The following is a 17,455-nucleotide window of genomic DNA, read 5'->3' as shown; positions in this document are numbered from 1 at the left end:
CCTTCACGGATAGCAAAACGTAGACCTTCGTCCATCGCGATAGGAGCGATTAGAGTAACAGTCATAGAGATGTTATCACCAGGCATTACCATTTCAACGCCTTCTGGTAGCTCGATAGTACCAGTTACGTCAGTTGTACGGAAGTAGAACTGTGGACGGTAACCTTTGAAGAATGGAGTGTGACGACCGCCTTCATCTTTAGAAAGAACATAGATTTCTGAAGTGAAAGTAGTGTGTGGAGTGATTGAACCTGGCTTAGCAAGAACCTGACCACGCTCAACTTCGTCACGCTTAGTACCACGTAGAAGAACACCAACGTTCTCACCAGCACGGCCTTCGTCAAGAAGCTTACGGAACATCTCAACGCCAGTACAAGTAGTCTTAGTAGTATCTTTGATACCAACGATTTCTACTTCGTCACCAACAGTGATGATACCTTGCTCAACACGACCAGTTACAACAGTACCACGGCCCTGGATTGAGAATACGTCTTCGATTGGAAGAATGAACGGCTTGTCGATAGCACGCTCTGGCTCTGGGATGTAAGTATCTAGCGCTTCAGCAAGCTCGATTACTTTAGCTTCCCACTGCTCTTCACCGTTAAGTGCACCTAGAGCAGAACCCATGATTACTGGGCAATCGTCGCCTGGGAAGTCGTACTCAGATAGAAGTTCACGAACTTCCATTTCTACTAGCTCTAGAAGCTCTTCGTCATCAACCATGTCACACTTGTTCATGAACACGATGATGTAAGGGATACCAACCTGACGGCCTAGTAGGATGTGCTCACGAGTCTGAGGCATTGGACCATCAGTTGCAGCAACAACTAGGATACCACCGTCCATCTGCGCAGCACCAGTGATCATGTTTTTAACATAGTCAGCGTGTCCTGGGCAGTCAACGTGTGCGTAGTGACGAGTCGGAGTATCGTACTCTACGTGAGAAGTAGAGATTGTGATACCACGCTCACGCTCTTCTGGAGCGTTATCGATAGATGCGAAGTCACGAGCAGCACCGCCGTAAACTTTAGCAAGAGTAGTACAGATAGCTGCAGTTAGAGTTGTTTTACCGTGGTCAACGTGGCCGATTGTACCAACGTTAACGTGCGGTTTTACGCGTTCAAATTTTTCTTTAGACACGATCGTGTTCCTTCCTAGTTGTGATACGCCCCACTGAAATTAAATATGGGACGCGTCAGAAGTTGCTATTTTATGCGCCAATAGCCATTGGCGCAATATAGATCTTGCGATTAACCACGTTCTGCGATGATAGCATCAGCGACATTCTTAGGAACATCAGCGTATTCGCTGAATTCCATAGAGTACGACGCACGACCCTGAGTCGCTGAACGCAAGTCAGTTGCGTAACCAAACATTTGTGAAAGTGGCACTTTAGCACGGATAACTTTAAGACCAGCTGGGCCTTCATCCATACCTTCGATCATGCCGCGACGACGGTTAAGGTCGCCAACAACATCACCCATCCAATCTTCCGGAGTGGTTACTTCAACTTTCATCAATGGTTCAAGAATAACAGGTTCTGCCTGAAGCGCACCCTTCTTGAAAGCCATAGAACCGGCAATCTTAAATGCCATTTCGTTGGAGTCAACGTCGTGGTAAGAACCGTCAAACAAGGTTGCCTTGACATCCAGTACAGGATAGCCAGCCAGCACACCGTTGTTCATCTGCTCTTCGATACCTTTTGCAACAGCACCGATGTACTCTTTAGGTACCGCACCACCAACAACTTCATCCACGAACACGAAACCTTCATCAGGCTCCGATGGTTCAATTTTAAGCCATACGTGACCGTACTGACCGCGACCACCAGACTGGCGCACAAACTTCCCTTCCACTTCCGTTTTACCACGGATAGTTTCACGGTATGCAACCTGCGGTTTACCAACGTTACATTCAACGCTGAATTCACGCTTCATACGATCAACAATGATATCTAGGTGCAGTTCGCCCATACCAGAAATCAATGTTTGACCTGACTCTTCATCCGTTTCGACGCGGAAAGATGGATCTTCTGCCGCTAGTTTACCTAGCGCCACACCCATTTTCTCTTGGTCTGCTTTTGAACGAGGTTCAACAGCAATCTGAATAACTGGCTCAGGGAATTCCATGCGCTCTAGGATCACTTTATGATCAGAGTCACACAGGGTGTCACCTGTCGTCACGTTTTTCAGACCAATCGCCGCAGCGATATCGCCGGCGCGGATTTCTTTAATTTCTTCACGTTTGTTCGCGTGCATCTGCACGATACGACCAAAACGCTCGCGTTTTTCTTTTACAGAGTTGTAGACGCTGTCGCCAGAATTTACAACACCAGAGTAAACGCGCAAGAAGGTCAGGCTACCAACGAATGGGTCGGTCGCAATTTTGAACGCAAGCGCTGAGAATGGTTCTTCATCGCTTGAATGACGTTCAACACTGTTACCATTTTCATCTTCACCACGGATAGCTTTCACTTCTGTTGGTGAAGGTAGGAATTCAATCACTGCATCAAGTACAGCCTGAACACCTTTGTTTTTGAATGCTGAACCACATGTAGCCAGAACAATTTCATTGTTCAGGGTACGCTGGCGAAGACCGGCTTTAATTTCGGCTTCAGACAATTCACCTTCTTCAAGGTACTTGTCCATCAGCTCTTCCGTCGCTTCCGCAGCAGCTTCAATGAGGTTCTGACGCCATTCCTCAGCAAGCTCAACCATATCAGCCGGGATATCTTCATAGGTAAATGACATACCCTGATCAGCTTCATCCCAGTTGATTGATTTCATCTTGATAAGGTCAATCACGCCTTTAAATTCGTCTTCAGCACCAATGTTTAGCTGGATTGGCACTGGGTTCGCACCAAGACGGTTTTTGATCTGGTCAACAACACGTAGGAAGTCGGCACCAGCTCGGTCCATCTTGTTTACGAAAACCATACGCGGCACTTCGTACTTGTCAGCCTGACGCCATACGGTTTCAGACTGCGGCTCAACACCTGATGAACCACAGAAAACAACAACGGCACCATCAAGCACACGTAATGAACGCTCTACTTCGATAGTAAAGTCAACGTGTCCAGGGGTATCGATGATATTTACGCGGTGTTCAGGGAACTGAGCTTCCATACCACGCCAGAAGGTCGTAGTGGCAGCAGATGTGATAGTGATACCACGCTCCTGCTCCTGCTCCATCCAGTCCATGGTAGCAGCGCCGTCGTGAACCTCACCAATTTTGTGAGATAAGCCTGTGTAGAACAGGATACGCTCGGTAGTTGTTGTTTTACCGGCGTCAACGTGAGCACAAATACCGATGTTACGGTAGCGCTCGATAGGCGTTTTACGAGCCACGGCAGAGTCCTCTTACTAAGGGGGGCCTTAGAGTATGGTTTAGGCACAGCCGGCAAAGCCGGCTGTGCCCAAGTGGTATTACCCGGTAAGTGATTACCAGCGGTAATGTGCGAACGCTTTGTTCGCATCTGCCATACGGTGAACGTCTTCACGTTTCTTAACAGCAGAACCTTTGTTGTCAGCTGCATCTAGCATTTCTGCTGCAAGACGCTGAGCCATAGATTTTTCACCACGCTTACGCGCAGCTTCAACCAACCAACGCATAGCTAGTGCGTTACGACGTACTGGACGTACTTCTACAGGCACCTGGTAAGTTGAACCACCCACACGGCGAGATTTAACTTCTACCGCTGGACGTACATTTTCAAGAGCTTTTTCAAAGATAGCTAGGTGTTCTTCACCAGAACGCTCAGCCATAGTTTCTAGTGCAGAGTAAACAATTTTCTCAGCAGTAGATTTCTTACCGTCAACCATTAGGATGTTAACGAATTTTGCCAGCAATTCAGATTTGAACTTAGGATCTGGAAGGATCTTACGCTGACCGATTACGCGACGACGTGGCATGGAATTTCTCCGTTGTCTTCTTCAGGTTATCCAAAACTTTTCAGTTTCTTCAAAAATCAAATAATTTTAGTGTTTGGCCTTACTTAACGGAATCCATTAAGACTTAGGACGCTTCACACCGTACTTAGAACGACCTTGTTTACGGTCATTTACGCCAGCACAGTCTAGTGCGCCGCGAACTGTGTGGTAACGTACACCTGGAAGGTCTTTAACACGACCACCACGGATAAGAACAACTGAGTGTTCCTGAAGGTTGTGGCCTTCACCGCCGATGTATGAAGTTACTTCGAAACCGTTAGTTAGACGAACACGACATACTTTACGTAGTGCTGAGTTAGGTTTCTTAGGAGTTGTAGTGTATACACGAGTACATACACCACGCTTCTGTGGGCACGCTTCTAGTGCAGGCACGTTGCTTTTTACAACTTGCTTAGCACGTGGCTTACGTACCAACTGGTTAATAGTTGCCATTAAATAGCTCCTGAAATATTACTTTCGTAAAGGTGAAAAATCCGCCTCCCAACAACAGGAGGACGCGAAATTTTATGCATCGCACTCAAAGGTGTCAAGATATAACCAGCGATCATTCAAACGATTATTTCTTAGACAACCTTACACTGGCGATATTTTCCCGCTTCGCTGGCGCTGATCAATCCCACTTCATTTGCGTTTCATGGGTGACCGTCAAACCAACAAAGCCTTTGTAATCAACGCACTGAAGATCACTTTGTGACGCAGGCGTTAGTCCGCGCGCCAACAAATCGGGGGTCAGTAAATAAATTTTTACGCCGCGCTCAATCAATGTCTCAACAGCTTCATTTTGGCCCAAGATGGCCAAAACCGCGTCTTGGGTCAGCAGGACCGCGTCATTTTCCATCGCCAATGCCGCACATTGCGCTAATGAGGAGGATTGAAACGGTGAGCGGGTCAGAATATGCAGCATCACTACCTCAGAACGTCAAAATGCGTTGGCAAGCATGCAAGTGTGCCGTGAAAGTCGCCGGATCACACACCGTCACGTCGATCAATAAAGCCGCTTCGCTCAGGCCGCGTGCCTGCAACGAACGTTCGCACACGTAAATCTGTTCGATATCGTATAAATCCAACATCTTGAACGTGGCAATGTAGTCGCGGGACAAAATCTCAGCCGGCTGCTGCCCTTTCAATAACTGCAACACACCGTCGCCATGAAAGAACACCGCGATTTCTTCGGTGTAGGCCGAGGTGGCTAAAATCGCGTCTAGTCCTTCACGCCCGGCGGCACGACCATGCGGCGCACTGCCAAAAACAAAACCTAGTGTTTTCATGTTTGCCTTCATTAAAACTGGATCACGCGATCGGCGGTCAACAGCGCTTCGGCCAATCCGCCCAGCCCGGCTTGTTCAAAGCCATCCGCCAGATTATGCGCGGACAATTGGTTTTGCGCCGCTTCCTGCTCACCGACAATGCCACGACGCAATGCGGCGGCCACACAGGTTTGCAGTTCAATCTGATGTTGTTTTGCCAATTGCTGCCAGGCACTCACCACATCGAACTCATCCGAAGCGGGTGCGGTCAGTGCGGAGCCGTTGTACACCCCGTCTTGATAGAAGAAAACACGGGATAACGTGTGCCCTTCTTCTAGCAGCGCGAGCGCAAATTGGTAGGCCGCGCGCGCTGATTGCGTGCCGTAAGCCGGCCCTTCAATCACCAACGCATAATTCAGGCTCACTTTTCGCCGTCCTCAGTTTTACGCTGACGAATGTACAGGTACACGGTGTGCTTAGAGATATTCAAGCGATCTGCCACACGGTTGATGGCATCTTTAATATCAAAGATCCCTTTGTCGAACAGCTCCATCACGATTTGACGGTTCTTGGCATTGTTCGACACATTCTTATCGGCATTGATTTCTTCAATGGTGCGCTCAACGGTCTGATCCACCAATTCATCCACATCGCTGGCAAAGTTCACCGATGACGCCGCTTGTTTCGCTTCGTCGGTTGGCATGAACGATTGCAGGATCTGCGAAAATGGCGCATCCAGGTTCACGTTGATACACAACAGGCCAATGATGTTGTTATCGCCATTACGGATCGCAATGGTGATCGACTTCATCAAGTCGCCGCCCTTGGCACGGGTGAAATACGCACGTGAGAAGTTACGCTCAGAGCCTTCAATATCACGCAGCATACGCAGTGCCAAATCGGTGATTGGCGAGCCCACTTTACGGCCGGTGTTTTCCCCGTTGGCAATTTTGATCGCCGAGGTATTCAGATCGGCCAAAGAGTGCAATACGATCTCACAGAACGGGCCAATCAAGGCCGCCAGGCCATCCACCACGGCTTCATAAGAACGCAGAATAATATAATCGTGCTCAGTGAATTTACGCGGTTCGATCAAATCGTTCTCAACCATCAGATCCGAACCAAAGTTATCTGTAGATACCACTAGTCTCTTCCTTGCTCATACCCATTGTGTTTACTTCTCTGCGCACACATCCCGTGCGCACGGGAAAATAAATAGAATGGGCTATACCTCGCTCGGTGTAAAAACACTACCGCGAGTGATAAAAATTAAAATCTTGCTAGCAAGTTTATCAGATTTATGAAAGGAGCTAGAGGGTTTCTTGTGACATCTTCAACCCGAGGGATAAAAAAACCCAGCCTTGGGCTGGGTTCTGTTTACTGGCTCACAGTCTATGTCGGCAACACGCAGTGATTGCGGTGCCCTTCACTATGATTACTGTGTTGCCGCGTCAGTTGCTGGCTTGTCAGCTTTTACGATATCAAGCAGTTCAACTTCAAACACCAATGTTGAGTTTGCTGGAATGCTTGGGTTCGCTTGAGAGCCGTAAGCCAACTCTGGTGGAATAACGAATGTGAACTTAGAGCCCACAGGCATTAGCTGAACGCCTTCCGTCCAACCTGGGATCACTTGGTTCAGTGGGAACGTCGCTGGCTGGTTACGCTTGTAAGAGCTGTCGAACTCCGTACCGTCAGTCAGGGTACCCTTGTAGTGTACTTTTACGGTGTCAGTCGCCGCAGGCTTCTCACCTTTACCTTCGGTATCGATGTGGTAAAGCAGACCTGATTCCGTCTTCACTACGCCGTCTTTCTTCGCGAACTCAGCACGGAACTCATCACCGGCTTTTACGTTTTTCGCCGCTTCTGCTTCTGCTTTGGTCTTCACGATTTCAGCGACACGCATATCAAGCGCTTGTAGCGTCTTCTGCGTTTCTTCTGGTGTTAGACGGCTCTTACCCGCAAACACATCGCTCACACCCGCAACCACTTGCTCACGGCTCAGATCCAAACCTAGCTCTTTTTGCTGATCAAGGTTAGCAGACAGGTATTGGGCTAGAGACGCACCAATCGCGTAAGCTGCTTTGTCATCTTCAGATGCGAACGTTGCCGCTTCTGCTGCAGGCGCTTCCGCTGCTACCTGCTCTACTTTTGCAGGTTCAGCTGGTTTTGTTTCTGCCGCTTTCTCATCTTGGCAGCCTACAGCCAACAGAATGGTTGCAGCCAACACAGACATCTTAAGAACAGGTTTCATGTATTTCTCCATCATTTTTACTGAGGGAATGCCTCAATTTTTTATATCGGCTTTCCGTCTTCAGTATGAAAAGCGCTTTAGATAAATATACTAGGGCAATCACCCTTAGTAATCACCTTATTAATTAACTGCAAATCAGTGAATTAATAAGGTTATAGACAATATTTCTTAACAGAGTCCAGCGGAATCCAACCTTAATGCGAAAACAATGCAAGATGGCCATACTCATTGTGGCACTCCTCACGCTCGCCGGCTGTTTTTTCTCCGGGGCAGAACGCCAACGCTGGACACTCGCCCCCGAAGGGACCACCAGCTTCAGCCTCAGCCGTGAGGGGCGATTCGCGCTGTATTACTCAGCCCAACAAGGTATCGTGCTGTGGGATTTACAGCAAAACAAAAAGTTAGCTGATTTTGGTTCTCAAGATCCATATCACAATACGGTGTTAACCAGCCGAATTTCCGACAACAACCGTTTCGCGATCACCGCCACGGCGCAAAACTTTGCCGTGTGGGATCTCGCCTGGGGCCACTCCGACGGGCTGTGGTCGATTTCCGATGGCCAAATTCTGGACGTCGCCATCGGCAATAACGGCCAACATGTGCTGCTCGCCCTGTCGAACGGCAAAGCCCTGTATGTCGACTTGGGCAGCGGAAGACGGCTAGAGTTCCTTGCGCACCGAGAAAAAGTCAACGCCGTGGCCATTTCCCCCAATGGCCGCTATGCCTTATCCGGCGGTAATGACCACTATGCTTACCTGTGGGATACCCGCGACGGGCAAATTCTCTTTCGCTTTGATCATACCAGCCGGGTGCGCACCGTCGCTTTACAGCGGGATGGCAAACTGGCGTTTACTGCTGATGGCCACAAAGGCGCGTACATCTGGGATCTGAGCAACGGAAAAAAACAGGCAACCTTAGCGGTACGCGCCCGCCAGCAAACCTTCTCCAGTGCCCGCTTTGCCGATGATGGACTCACACTGGCCACCGGCACCCCTGCCCGACGGGTCGAAACTTGGGATACTCGAACCGGTGAGAATCTGGGACGCTGGGAAACGGCGGCGCAACAAGATACTCGACCCCCCGCTGCGGTGGTGTATGATGTCGCCATTACCCCTGAGGGACAGATCACTTCAGGGACATCAGCTGGTATCGCCCAACAGTGGACGACGGAATAACGCAATGACAGAGATCGAACAACTGCAGGCTCGTATTGACGAGCTTGAAATGAAGCAGGCTTTTCAAGAACAGACCATTGAAGAGCTGAACCAGGCCCTGACGGCACAACAGTTCCTGATTGATAAAATCCAGACCCAGATGAAGTTCATGGTCGGTAAAGTGAAAGGGATGGAGCCATCGAACATGGCAACGGAAGCGGAAGAAACCCCACCGCCACATTATTGATCGAGGTTCGAGGTTCGAGGTTCGAGGTTCGAGGTTCGAGAAAATCAAAACCTCAGAACGCAAAAAAGGAAGCCGAAGCTTCCTTTTTTTATGCGTTAAGCAGAATGGGATTAGTGGCTGCAGCCACAACCGCCTTTCTCTTCGCCACCGCAGCAGCCGTCTTCGTCGCCGTGGTCGTGATCGCCACAACCGCCGCCACCGCAGCAACCGCCAGCCTGGTGAATGTGGCCGTGTGCGATTTCTTCTTCAGTCGCTTCACGTAGTGCAACTACTTCAGCAACGAAAGTCAGCGTCTGACCTGCTAGCATGTGGTTACCGTCAACAACAACGAAATCGCCGTCAACTTCTGTTACTTCTACAGGGATTGGGCCCTGATCCGTATCCGCTAGGAAGCGCATACCCACAGTGATCTCGTCAACGCCTTGGAAAACGTTCGCCGGTACACGCTGAACCATTTCGTCCATGTGCTCGCCGTACGCGTCTTCAGGAGCAACTGTCACTTCAAACTTGTCGCCTGCTTCACGGCCTTCTAGTGCCGTTTCCAAACCTACGATCAGGTTGTTATGACCGTGTAGGTAATCAAGAGGTGCATCTACTGTTGCTTGATCAACAACCACGCCATCTTCAGTCTTAACTTGGTAAGCTAGGCTTACTACGATGTCTTTAGCGACTTTCATGTTTACTCCAATATTGAACTGGGTATCAAAGGAATTTCGCCCGCATGATACCGGATAATGGCAGTAAGATGCCAATATTCTGTTAGGGACCGACCATCCGACTTAGTCTTGTGGTTTGAAGATCCCAATAACCTGTTGTTTCGTCTGTGCCGAAAGCTGCGTGCTGTCCTCCACGGACTGCGGCGCTCGCACATCGGTATGGGCACACGCCACACACTCGACATGCTCGACGTCATTCTCCTGCCACCAGCGCAGCGTATCTTGCTGCTGACAAGACGGGCAGACCGCCCCGGCAATAAATCGTTTCTTAGCCATCATTTGCTCCTTGCGTGATCCCGCACTTAGCCACTGGTGTCATCGCGTTCATCCCAGCCGGCGTGTCGGTCACGCTCCCCGCGCATTTCACGATCGAAAATGTCTTCTAACTCTTTACGAGCTTCACGTGCCCGAGAGGCCAAATGCACATCTTCAGAATGTTGGGGTAACAACTCCCGCAAAGCCGTGGTATCGAGCTTACGGAAGTGGGCTTCGGCGCGTTTGGCCTGATAAGGGTGCATACCCAAAGATATGAGGGCCTGACGGCCAAGATCAAGGGCGCCGGCAAAGGTTTCTCGGGAAAACGACTCCACCCCATGGCTGAGTAACTGGTGAGCCTCTACCCGACTGCGGGCACGAGCCAGCACTTTCAGGTGCGGGAAATACTGCTGACACAAGGCCACCACTTCCATCACTTCATCCGGCGCATCGGTACAGATAATGATGGCTTCGGCCTTGTCGGCCCCGGCGGCGCGCAGCAAATCCACCTGTGTGGCATCGCCGTAATAGACTTTATAACCAAACTTACGCAGAAACTGGATCTGCCCCGGATCCCGCTCTAACACGGTCACGCGGATTTTATTGGCAAACAGCAAGCGCCCCACCACCTGACCAAACCGGCCAAAGCCGGTGATGATCACCCGTGGCGCGCGATCTTCCACATCCGGCTCCAGCGTCTCTTCCTCTTCGGCTTCAAACGCATAGCGGAACCACTTATCCTGCAACAGCAAAATCAGCGGGGTGGTCATCATCGACAAGCTCACCACCACCAGCAAGAACGCCGACAGCGCTTTACCCAATAAGCCTTCACCCAACGCGGCCGTAAACAGGACAAAGGCAAACTCCCCGCCCTGACTGAGGATCGCCGCCATCTGGCTGCGGGATTTGGCCCGAATGCCAAACGCGCGCGCTAAGCCGTATAACACCAAGCCTTTAACCACAATCAACGCGGTCACGGCCAGTAATATTTGTAACGGGTAGGCAACTAACAGGCCTAAATTGACCGCCATGCCGACCGAAATGAAAAACAGGCCAAGCAGCAAGCCTTTAAACGGCTCAATGGCAATTTCTAATTCATGGCGATATTCACTTTCCGCCAACAGCACCCCGGCCAAAAACGTGCCCAGCGCCATGGATAAGCCCAGTGACTGCATCCCCAGTGCGATACCGACCACCAGCAGCAGCGCCGCGACGTTAAACAGTTCCCGTACTCCGCTCATGACCACCCAGCGAAACAAGGGCCGCAACAGAAAGTGACCACCGACCAATAACGCAGTAATGCCACCCACCATCCAGAGCAAATCAATCCAGCTGCCGCCCCCGCCACCGGCAAGCACCGGCAAAATCGCCAGCATGGGGATCACCGCAATATCCTGAAACAGCAAGACGGCAAAGCCGGACTGACCGGTTTCACTGCCGCCCAATCCCTGCTCTTCAAGCACTTTCAACGCAATGGCGGTCGAGGACAGCGCCAACCCCATCCCGACCACCAGCGCATCGCGCCAGGTAATGGCAGGGAAAAAGGCCTGACAGGCCCACACAATGGCGGCGATCACCAGGGTCGAGATCAGTACCTGACTGCCCCCCAAGCCCAAAATGGGCTTGCGCATCTGCCACAGCTTTTTCGGGTTCAGCTCTAAGCCAATCAAAAACAGTAATAACACCACCCCGAACTCGGCAAAGTGCAAGATGGCATCCACATCGTCGATTAAACGCAGTCCCCACGGGCCAATGGCGATCCCCGCCAGCAAATACCCCAATACCGAGCCCAGCCCTAACCGCTGAGCGATCGGCACAGCCACCACGGCGGCGGCCAGAAACACCACGCTGACCGAGAGAATATCACTCGCCATGCTGCCCCCTCGTCCCGTCCGGTGTGTTGTCTGCCTCGCGCCCTAACGGTGCCTGGAGCCATTGGCGATAACGGTGCACATGCCGTTTGCGCTCCTGCGCCGGAATACGCCGCGCCCAGTGCAACACAATCGGCGACAGCCAGGTCATCTGACACAGCGCCGCACACAGTTCAAACGGGCGCAGGATCTCGGCTAACGTACAGCGGTTATACCCATCTGGCGTGTAGGCTTCCGCCGCGCCACCGGTCGTCACCACACTGCACCAGTATTTCCCGCGTGTGCGTTGACCTTCCCCGTGAGCAAACCCTTTACTGAGCACCACGTCCATCCACTCTTTAAGCAGAGCCGGACACGAATACATATACAAAGGGTGCTGAAAGACAATTACCTCATGGGCATCGAGCAAGGCATGCTCTGCGGCGACATCAATGAAGAAATCCGGGTAAGCGGCATAGAGATCGTGCACCGTCACATGCGTGAGGCCATCGGCAGCCTCAAGCATGTGACGGTTAGCCATCGACATTTGGGGATCAGGGTGGGCGTAAATCACCAGTACGCGCGGGGGATCATGTATCGGCATAACACTCCTTGTGTTTGTGCATCGTCAATCCATTTATACCCATCATACATAATTGCGTATAAATAGGTACCGCGCACCCCGCAATTCGCCACGTCCGGTGGCGGCACGCGCACGTTCGTTATGCACAGATCCTCCTCTGAATGTCTCTCATTTCCCATGGCCGGCATTCGCCCTTGTTGCCGCTTTGGGGTACACTCCGCTCTCAATTCTGGCATTTAGTTTTTGCGGAGCGGGGCTTCCCGTCACAGGTAATGATCACTTTTTCGGATATCCAACTTCTTCGTGGTGGCAAGGTGCTGCTCGAGCACGCAACAGCAACCATCCATCCGGGCGACAAAGTCGGCCTGGTCGGTAAAAATGGCTGCGGTAAATCCACCCTATTTGCCCTGCTAAAGCATGAGCTGAGCGTCGACGGCGGTAACTGCCAATATCCGGCAAACTGGGAACTGGCCTGGGTGGCACAGGAAACCCCGGCACTCGAGCGCGCGGCACTGGAATACGTGATTGACGGCGACCGTGAATACCGTCAGCTCGAACGTGAACTACAAGCGGCCGAGCAAGCCGACAACGGTACCTTGGTGGCTGAACTGCACGGCAAACTCGATGCCATTGGCGGTTACAGCATCCGTGCCCGTGCGGCAGAATTGCTTGATGGTCTGGGTTTCTCACAAGAGCAAATGGCCTGGCACCTGACCCAGTTCTCGGGCGGTTGGCGTATGCGTCTGAACCTAGCGCAAGCCCTGCTGTGCCGTTCAGACTTGTTGCTACTCGATGAACCGACCAACCACTTGGATTTGGACGCGGTGATGTGGCTGGAAAAATGGCTGCAAAACTACCGTGGTACGCTGGTACTGATCTCCCACGACCGTGATTTCTTGGATCCGGTGGTCAACCGTATCATCCATATCGAAAACCAAACCATGAACAGTTACACCGGTAACTATTCCTCGTTTGAAAACCAGCGTGCTGAAAAGCTGGTGTTGCAACAGGCGATGTACCAAAAGCAACAAAAGCAAATGACGCACATGCAGTCTTACATTGACCGCTTCCGCTACAAAGCGAGCAAAGCCCGTCAGGCACAAAGCCGTATCAAAGCCCTTGAGCGTATGGAAAAAGTACTGCCTGCGCAGTTCGATAACCCGTTCAGCTTTGAATTCCGTGAGCCGTCGGCCCTGCCTAACCCGATCCTGATGATGGATCAGGTCGCAGCCGGTTATGACGACAACCTGATCCTGGAAAAAATCCGCCTAAATCTGGTTCCGGGCAGTCGCATCGGCTTACTGGGCCGTAACGGTGCCGGTAAATCAACCCTGATCAAGATGCTGGCTAACGAACTGCCTGCCAAAGCCGGTGACATGGCCTACTCGCAGGGCGTGAAGATTGGCTACTTTGCGCAGCATCAGCTGGAAACCCTGTATCTGGATGACACGCCGGTACAGCATATGGCTCGTATCGCGCCGGATGCAACCGAACAACAGCTGCGTGATTACCTCGGTAGCTTTGGTTTTATCGGCGATAAAGCGCTGGAAAAAGTCGGCCCGTTCTCGGGTGGCGAAAAAGCCCGTTTGGTACTGGCACTGATTGTGTGGCAACGTCCGAACCTGTTGCTACTCGATGAACCGACCAACCACCTGGATTTGGACATGCGTCAGGCACTGACCTTGGCGCTGCAGTCTTACGAAGGGGCAATGGTGATTGTCAGCCACGACCGTTACTTGTTGCGCGCCACCACCGATGATCTGTATCTGGTGCACGACCGTAAGGTAGAACCGTTTGATGGTGATTTGCAGGATTACCACAAATGGCTGACTGAGCAGCAGCGTAACGAGCGCCGTGAGCTACAGGCCAGCAAGCCGGAAACCAGCAAAGACAACAGTGCCGCCTCACGCAAAGAGCAAAAGCGTTTGGAAGCGGAGTTCCGTAAGCAGACCGCTCCGATGCGTAAGCAAATCGAGAAGCTGGATAAGCAAATGGAAACCCTGAGCGCCACACTGGCCGATGCCGAGGCGCAACTGTCTGATGTCACCATCTACGAAGCGGAGCACAAAGCCCGCTTGAATGAACAGCTCAAGCGCCAGGCTGATGCCAAATCCAGCTTAGAAGACGTGGAAATGGAGTGGATGGAACTGCAAGAGCAGTTAGAAGCGATGGAAGCCGAATTCCTCAACCAATAAGCTTCTGAGCCAATAAGCGCTAAATCGAGAAGAAGGTAAACACGCATGACACCCGCTATCACTGCTGATGCATTCTGGCAATTTTCATTGCAGCACTACCGGCGGGCGGGTGTCGAACGCGCGTGTTTACACTTTCAGGATCAGTATCAGGGCAACGTTAACCTTGCCCTGATACTGCACTGGCTCGATACCCAGTCTTTGGCGTTGCCCGAGACGGGGTTAACCGCCCTGCTGGACACCGTACGCCACAGCGATCCCGCCTTACAACACTTTCGCGCCCAACGCCGCGCACAAAAACACCACCTCAGCCCCGAGGCTTATCAGGCCCTGCTGCAACAAGAACTGACCTTAGAGCGCCACCAACAAGCGGACATCGTGCAGCGCTGTCAGGCTTTCACCTTGCCTTCACACCCTCAACCCGACAATCTGGCAGCCTATTGCCAACATTGCCAGGCACCCGATACGCTCTACCGCCAACTGCAAGGCACTCACTAGACGCCAGCGTAAAACGGGCGTTATGATTTATGCCTATGACAACGTGCCCATCAGGAGCCACCATGCATCCGTTCACGCCGGCCCACGGCTTACGCAATGCCCATCTGCAAACTTTGCTACCGCGTTTTTTGCGTCGCCATCCTCTGTTTACGCCCGTCACCCAACGTATCGATACACCGGACGGGGATTTTCTGGATCTGGCCTGGACCGATGCCCCTGAGACGTGTGCCCCGGATCAACCCGTCATGGTGTTGTTCCACGGCTTAGAAGGCAGCTTTCACAGCCCGTACGCTAACGGTCTGCTGCATGCCGCCAAGCAACAAGGCTGGCTGGGGGTAATGATGCACTTTCGCGGTTGCAGCGGCGAAATGAACCGCCTGCCGCGCAGCTACCATTCCGGCGAAACCGGTGATGCCCGCTTCTTCCTACACTGGCTACGCCAGCAACTGCCGACGCAACCGTTCATGGCGGTCGGGGTATCACTGGGTGGCAACATGCTGGTGAACTACTTAGCCGAAACACAAACGGCCAGTGATGTGGTTGCCGCGCAGGTGATCTCCCCGCCACTAGACTTAGCCGCCTGCTCCGAGCGTATTCAGCAAGGCTTTTCACAGGTGTATCAGCGCTATCTGTTAGGCTCGATGAAGCGCAATCTCGACCAAAAAATTGCAGCCCACCCTGAGGCGATGCCGGTCGATACCGCACGCGCCCAGCAAATTGCGACCCTGTGGCAGTTTGATGAGCATATCACCGCCCCCTTGCACGGCTTTGCTAATGCGGATGACTATTACCGCCGTTGTAGCGGGCTGAGCAAATTGCATCAGATCATCACGCCATTGCGGATCATCCACGCCAAAGACGATCCCTTCATGACAGAAGCGGTGATCCCGCCCCAGCCTCTGCCGGCACACATTGACTATCACCTGTCAGAACACGGCGGCCATGTGGGATTTGTCACCGGACACTGGCGCAAGCCGACCTTCTGGCTTGAGCACACGGTGCCCGCGTGGTTTACACAGCACTTGCAGACACTCTACAAGTGACAATATTGCCAATATAATGGATCCCCCTGTTCAACCCTGATGGCCATAACCCATGATTATTCCCTGGCAAGATTTGGATCCCGAGACCCTGACTAACCTGATTGAGCATTTCGTCCTGCGCGAAGGTACCGACTACGGCGCACAGGAGCTGAGCATGGCCACCAAGGTGCAACATGTGCGCAAACAACTGGAAAGCGGTGAAGCGGTGATTTTCTTTTCTGAACTGCATGAAACCGTCGACATCAAACTGCGTCGCGAGCTCGGCCGCTAAGCAGCACCGGCGGGCTTTCTCATTCGGTTAGCCCGCCAGCATTTTTGACAATCTAACTTGCTATTATCTTGCCAGCCTGTTAATAACTTTCTTCGATAATGTTAACGACAGGGTTTGTCATGTCAGCGAAACATCCGATCATTGCCGTCACGGGTTCTTCCGGGGCCGGCACCTCCACCACGTCCGAAGCCTTTCGCAAAATGTTCAACATGATGAACATCAATGCCGCTTGGCTGGAAGGCGACAGCTTTCACCGCTTTACCCGCCCAGAAATGGATGTGGAGATCCGCAAGGCAAAGGAACAAGGCCGCCATATCAGCTACTTCGGCCCGCAAGCCAATGACTTTCCCCTGCTTGAAGATTTTTTCCGCCAGTACGGTGTCGACGGCAGTGGCCAGTATCGCCGCTATCTGCATACCTTTGATGAGGCGGTGCCCTATAACCAGATGCCGGGTACCTTTACCCCATGGCAGGCGCTGCCGGAAAATACCGATGTGCTGTTTTATGAAGGCTTGCATGGCGGTGTGGTCGATGGCGATACCAATGTCGCCCAGCATGTGGATCTGCTGATAGGCATGGTACCGATCGTCAACCTTGAATGGATCCAGAAGATCGTCCGGGATACCCGGGATCGTGGTCATTCCCGTGAAGCGGTGATGGAGTCGATTGTTCGCTCAATGGATGACTACCTCAACTACATTACCCCTCAGTTTTCCCGCACCCATATTAACTTTCAGCGCGTCCCGACGGTGGACACCTCGAACCCATTGAGCGCCAAGGCGATCCCGAGTCTCGATGAGAGTTTTGTGGTGATCCGTTTTCGCGGCATCAAGAAAGTGGATTTCCCGTATTTGCTGGCGATGATCCAAGGCTCGTTTATGTCACGCCATAACACGCTCGTTGTACCCGGCGGCAAGATGAGCTTTGCGATGGAGTTGATCATGCGCCCGCTGATCCAGCAGTTGATTGATACCGGGAAGATTGGGTGACAGGGACGAGACAGCGAGTCTGAAGGGACGAGGAGAAGCAGGGACGAGTTTTCGAGCAGCGAGTGACGAGTAAAAGTGACTGTGGTCCTGTGGTCCTGTGGTCCTGTGGTCCTATGGTCCTGTGGTCCTATGGTCCTATGGTCCTATGGTCCTATGGTCCTATGGTCCTATGGTCCTATGGTCCTATGGTCCTATGGTCCTACCTTCTTG

20 protein-coding genes are annotated in these 17,455 nt (G+C 52.0%); 7 read left to right on the top strand and 13 right to left on the bottom strand.

The features are described 5' to 3' along the window. From tuf to fkpA, 9 genes are all read right to left on the bottom strand, one after another. The coding region (gene tuf, locus ABT58_RS22755) for an elongation factor Tu (protein ID WP_047876734.1) at positions 1-1,139 on the bottom strand (1,139 nt) is incomplete at its 3' end. A 110-nt stretch (positions 1,140-1,249) separates the two neighbouring features. Next, the gene (fusA, locus tag ABT58_RS22750; RefSeq protein ID WP_047876733.1) at positions 1,250-3,346 is read right to left on the bottom strand and encodes an elongation factor G; all 2,097 of its coding nucleotides are present in this window, start codon (positions 3,344-3,346) and stop codon (positions 1,250-1,252) included. Positions 3,347-3,439: 93 nt separating this feature from the next. Next, positions 3,440-3,910 (bottom strand): 30S ribosomal protein S7, encoded by a 471-nt coding sequence (rpsG, locus tag ABT58_RS22745; protein ID WP_047876732.1) that lies wholly within the window; start codon positions 3,908-3,910, stop codon positions 3,440-3,442. A gap of 96 nt (positions 3,911-4,006) precedes the next feature. Next, on the bottom strand, positions 4,007-4,381 hold the full coding sequence (rpsL, locus tag ABT58_RS22740; protein WP_004399892.1) for a 30S ribosomal protein S12: 375 nt from the start codon (positions 4,379-4,381) through the stop codon (positions 4,007-4,009). Between the two features lie 178 nt (positions 4,382-4,559). Then, positions 4,560-4,853, bottom strand: coding sequence for a sulfurtransferase complex subunit TusB (gene tusB / locus ABT58_RS22735; protein WP_047876731.1), 294 nt, complete (start codon positions 4,851-4,853; stop codon positions 4,560-4,562). Between the two features lie 7 nt (positions 4,854-4,860). Beyond that, on the bottom strand, positions 4,861-5,217 hold the full coding sequence (tusC, locus tag ABT58_RS22730; protein ID WP_047876730.1) for a sulfurtransferase complex subunit TusC: 357 nt from the start codon (positions 5,215-5,217) through the stop codon (positions 4,861-4,863). Between the two features lie 11 nt (positions 5,218-5,228). Continuing rightward, positions 5,229-5,621: a sulfurtransferase complex subunit TusD gene (tusD, locus tag ABT58_RS22725; RefSeq protein WP_047876729.1), complete on the bottom strand. Its 393-nt coding sequence runs from the start codon at positions 5,619-5,621 to the stop codon at positions 5,229-5,231. Beyond that, a complete protein-coding gene (locus ABT58_RS22720; protein WP_047876728.1) occupies positions 5,618-6,340 on the bottom strand; it encodes a helix-turn-helix transcriptional regulator in 723 nt (240 codons plus the stop codon). Before ABT58_RS22720 ends, tusD begins: the two co-directional genes overlap by 4 nt. A gap of 291 nt (positions 6,341-6,631) precedes the next feature. Beyond that, positions 6,632-7,447 (bottom strand): FKBP-type peptidyl-prolyl cis-trans isomerase, encoded by an 816-nt coding sequence (gene fkpA, locus ABT58_RS22715; protein WP_047876727.1) that lies wholly within the window; start codon positions 7,445-7,447, stop codon positions 6,632-6,634. Between the two features lie 215 nt (positions 7,448-7,662). Between fkpA and ABT58_RS22710 the strand changes: the two genes are divergently transcribed. Beyond that, entirely contained in the window at positions 7,663-8,622 is a 960-nt protein-coding gene (locus tag ABT58_RS22710) for a WD40 repeat domain-containing protein (RefSeq protein WP_229821666.1), read from the top strand. A 4-nt stretch (positions 8,623-8,626) separates the two neighbouring features. Then, the gene (locus tag ABT58_RS22705; RefSeq protein WP_047876725.1) at positions 8,627-8,848 is read left to right on the top strand and encodes a SlyX family protein; all 222 of its coding nucleotides are present in this window, start codon (positions 8,627-8,629) and stop codon (positions 8,846-8,848) included. A gap of 110 nt (positions 8,849-8,958) precedes the next feature. On the opposite strand, the gene slyD is transcribed toward ABT58_RS22705, so the two are convergent. From slyD to kefG, 4 genes are all read right to left on the bottom strand, one after another. Next, entirely contained in the window at positions 8,959-9,525 is a 567-nt protein-coding gene (gene slyD / locus ABT58_RS22700) for a peptidylprolyl isomerase (RefSeq protein WP_047876724.1), read from the bottom strand. A gap of 102 nt (positions 9,526-9,627) precedes the next feature. Next, positions 9,628-9,840 carry a YheV family putative zinc ribbon protein gene (locus ABT58_RS22695; protein ID WP_047876723.1) on the bottom strand — a complete coding sequence of 71 codons (213 nt, stop codon included), beginning with the start codon at positions 9,838-9,840 and terminating at the stop codon, positions 9,628-9,630. Positions 9,841-9,866: 26 nt separating this feature from the next. Then, complete coding sequence (gene kefB / locus ABT58_RS22690) at positions 9,867-11,693, bottom strand: glutathione-regulated potassium-efflux system protein KefB (RefSeq protein ID WP_047876722.1); 1,827 nt, start codon at positions 11,691-11,693, stop codon at positions 9,867-9,869. Then, positions 11,683-12,273: a glutathione-regulated potassium-efflux system ancillary protein KefG gene (kefG, locus tag ABT58_RS22685; protein WP_047876721.1), complete on the bottom strand. Its 591-nt coding sequence runs from the start codon at positions 12,271-12,273 to the stop codon at positions 11,683-11,685. Before kefG ends, kefB begins: the two co-directional genes overlap by 11 nt. Positions 12,274-12,524: 251 nt before the next feature. Here kefG and ABT58_RS22680 point away from each other — a divergent pair, with 251 nt between their 5' ends. From ABT58_RS22680 to ABT58_RS22660, 5 genes are all read left to right on the top strand, one after another. Continuing rightward, the gene (locus tag ABT58_RS22680) at positions 12,525-14,447 is read left to right on the top strand and encodes an ABC transporter ATP-binding protein (RefSeq protein ID WP_047876720.1); all 1,923 of its coding nucleotides are present in this window, start codon (positions 12,525-12,527) and stop codon (positions 14,445-14,447) included. Between the two features lie 45 nt (positions 14,448-14,492). After that, a complete protein-coding gene (locus ABT58_RS22675) occupies positions 14,493-14,942 on the top strand; it encodes a TIGR02444 family protein (RefSeq protein ID WP_047876719.1) in 450 nt (149 codons plus the stop codon). Positions 14,943-15,004: 62 nt separating this feature from the next. Beyond that, positions 15,005-15,985, top strand: a complete 981-nt coding sequence (locus ABT58_RS22670; protein WP_047876718.1) for a hydrolase — start codon at positions 15,005-15,007, stop codon at positions 15,983-15,985. A 52-nt stretch (positions 15,986-16,037) separates the two neighbouring features. After that, positions 16,038-16,256: a YheU family protein gene (locus ABT58_RS22665; protein ID WP_047876717.1), complete on the top strand. Its 219-nt coding sequence runs from the start codon at positions 16,038-16,040 to the stop codon at positions 16,254-16,256. Between the two features lie 119 nt (positions 16,257-16,375). Then, positions 16,376-17,245 carry a phosphoribulokinase gene (locus tag ABT58_RS22660; RefSeq protein ID WP_047876716.1) on the top strand — a complete coding sequence of 290 codons (870 nt, stop codon included), beginning with the start codon at positions 16,376-16,378 and terminating at the stop codon, positions 17,243-17,245. Positions 17,246-17,455: the final 210 nt, after the last annotated feature.

This window comes from Photobacterium aphoticum (assembly GCF_001029435.1).
GTDB lineage: Bacteria > Pseudomonadota > Gammaproteobacteria > Enterobacterales > Vibrionaceae > Photobacterium > Photobacterium aphoticum.
This window is presented reverse-complemented; position numbering and strand designations above follow the sequence as displayed.

Coding starts and splice junctions, on each gene's coding strand:
- rpsG (WP_047876732.1), bottom strand. CDS start 3,910: ATGCCACGTCGTCGCGTAATCGGTCAGCGTAAGATCCTTCCAGATCCT.
- rpsL (WP_004399892.1), bottom strand. CDS start 4,381: ATGGCAACTATTAACCAGTTGGTACGTAAGCCACGTGCTAAGCAAGTT.
- tusB (WP_047876731.1), bottom strand. CDS start 4,853: ATGCTGCATATTCTGACCCGCTCACCGTTTCAATCCTCCTCATTAGCG.
- tusC (WP_047876730.1), bottom strand. CDS start 5,217: ATGAAAACACTAGGTTTTGTTTTTGGCAGTGCGCCGCATGGTCGTGCC.
- fkpA (WP_047876727.1), bottom strand. CDS start 7,447: ATGAAACCTGTTCTTAAGATGTCTGTGTTGGCTGCAACCATTCTGTTG.
- ABT58_RS22710 (WP_229821666.1), top strand. CDS start 7,663: ATGGCCATACTCATTGTGGCACTCCTCACGCTCGCCGGCTGTTTTTTC.
- ABT58_RS22705 (WP_047876725.1), top strand. CDS start 8,627: ATGACAGAGATCGAACAACTGCAGGCTCGTATTGACGAGCTTGAAATG.
- slyD (WP_047876724.1), bottom strand. CDS start 9,525: ATGAAAGTCGCTAAAGACATCGTAGTAAGCCTAGCTTACCAAGTTAAG.
- ABT58_RS22695 (WP_047876723.1), bottom strand. CDS start 9,840: ATGGCTAAGAAACGATTTATTGCCGGGGCGGTCTGCCCGTCTTGTCAG.
- kefB (WP_047876722.1), bottom strand. CDS start 11,693: ATGGCGAGTGATATTCTCTCGGTCAGCGTGGTGTTTCTGGCCGCCGCC.
- kefG (WP_047876721.1), bottom strand. CDS start 12,273: ATGCCGATACATGATCCCCCGCGCGTACTGGTGATTTACGCCCACCCT.
- ABT58_RS22680 (WP_047876720.1), top strand. CDS start 12,525: ATGATCACTTTTTCGGATATCCAACTTCTTCGTGGTGGCAAGGTGCTG.
- ABT58_RS22675 (WP_047876719.1), top strand. CDS start 14,493: ATGACACCCGCTATCACTGCTGATGCATTCTGGCAATTTTCATTGCAG.
- ABT58_RS22670 (WP_047876718.1), top strand. CDS start 15,005: ATGCATCCGTTCACGCCGGCCCACGGCTTACGCAATGCCCATCTGCAA.
- ABT58_RS22665 (WP_047876717.1), top strand. CDS start 16,038: ATGATTATTCCCTGGCAAGATTTGGATCCCGAGACCCTGACTAACCTG.
- ABT58_RS22660 (WP_047876716.1), top strand. CDS start 16,376: ATGTCAGCGAAACATCCGATCATTGCCGTCACGGGTTCTTCCGGGGCC.